The 1,648-nt window shown below is 54.1% G+C and carries 1 protein-coding gene; it reads right to left on the bottom strand.

Going from position 1 to position 1,648, the window contains the following annotated elements:
* On the bottom strand, window positions 1-1,648 hold a 1,648-nt coding region (locus BN1044_RS19605), incomplete at both ends, for an inverse autotransporter beta domain-containing protein (protein ID WP_175421630.1).

Here is a 1,648-nt window from a genome sequence, read left to right as displayed (position 1 = left end):
AATCGCTTTGCCGTTGCCGTTTTCTACTGCGTTGGCGGTTGAGCCCTTGGCGCCCCATTGATACTCGGAAGTATCGGTTGAGTTACCCGTGTTGGCCGCAAAGGTGTAGCTGCCGCTCAGTGCTTCGCCGACCGCCAGCTTACCGCTGATAGCCACGTTGCTGATGGTTGGCGCTACAGTTTCATCCACAATCACGCCGCCTTCACCACCACCTTCGGTGTTGTTGCCGTTATCGCCCGGAGCCGTGGTGACCGTCAGCGTATTCCCTAAGGTTTCCACCCCGTTACGCGCCTGAACCGACAGCTCTTTTACCTGCCCAACATCGCTGGCGACCAGCGTATAGCCCGGCACGCTACCTGAAGTAACGATGGTCTCAGCGCCATTCAGCCCTGTGGTTTGCCCTTTATTGCCCCATTGGTAAAGAGAGGCATCTTGTGCATTGCCGCTGTTGCTATCGAACTGATAATGACCCGATAGCTGCTCGCCTAACGCCAGCTTGCCGCTCATGGTTAAACCGCTGATCACCGGAGCTCTGCCGACATACAGCGTCGCTGACGCAAGTTTGGCATTATGGATTTCAGGCGTAATTTTATATTCACCCATATTTTCGCCCGCCGTCACGGTGGCGCTATAGGTGCCCATACGGGTCATGTCTTCGCTGAAAGCACTCACCGTGGCATCTGGCTGACCGCGACCCACGGGACTTAGCGTGGTTTTGATGTCATCGGCGATACCACTGACGAGGTGATTGTTCGCATCACGCAATACCAGCGTCAATCTAGCCGTAGAGGTACCATCGTTCGGTAGCTGTAGCTCCATCGGGGTAAGCGTACTATTAAGAATGCTCACCGCCGCTGATGACACGATCACCAAGCTTTCTGCCTTAGGCGATGCATTGCCGGATTTATCGTAGGCAACGCCGCTCACCACATAGCTGTTGTTGGTATCGTTGCCGTATTGATATTCAGGAATGATCACGTTGAACTGCTGTTCAGAAACCTGAACAATCTGCCCACCCTGACTCAGCAGTTCTGGCGCGGTCCACTCAATACGCTCAACGCCGTTGGTGCTGTTGACCGACACGCCCAGCGATTTACTTTCACCGCTGTAGCCGCTGATTTGCGAAGCTAACCGGAGGCTGATGCTCTCTTTTTTGCGGTATTCCAACACGATGTTGTTGTTACGTTCGACAAAGTCGTAACGATTCGCGGCCAAGCTGCGGCTCGCCGCCAACAGGCTGCTATCCAACTGCTGACCTAACGGTGCGCCAAACACATAGTTCAGATCGATGCCAAAGCGGGTGTCGTTTTGATTGCTTTTACCCATGCGGTGGTCGACGTTGAACTTCATCAGCGGGAAAGGCGAATAGTTAACGCCAGCCGTCACCGCTACCGGATCTTTTTGCTGATTATCTTTACCAAACAGCCCGACGCGGTCGCCGTAATACTGCTCATACACCAGCTTGCCGCCGATCCCCGGATAGGCAGGTAAATAGCCTTCGGTACGAATATCCCACCCGTTGGCTGGGCGTTCTTCGTAGTTATCGAAGTCCGGTGAGTTTTTCCAGTTGGTCAAACGCATGTAGGCGTTGGCGGCCACTTTGAGGAAATCGCGCTGATATTCGGCACCAAGGCCTAAACGCGAGTGA

This window comes from Hafnia alvei (assembly GCF_900095695.1).
Lineage (GTDB): Bacteria > Pseudomonadota > Gammaproteobacteria > Enterobacterales > Enterobacteriaceae > Hafnia > Hafnia alvei_B.
This window is presented reverse-complemented; position numbering and strand designations above follow the sequence as displayed.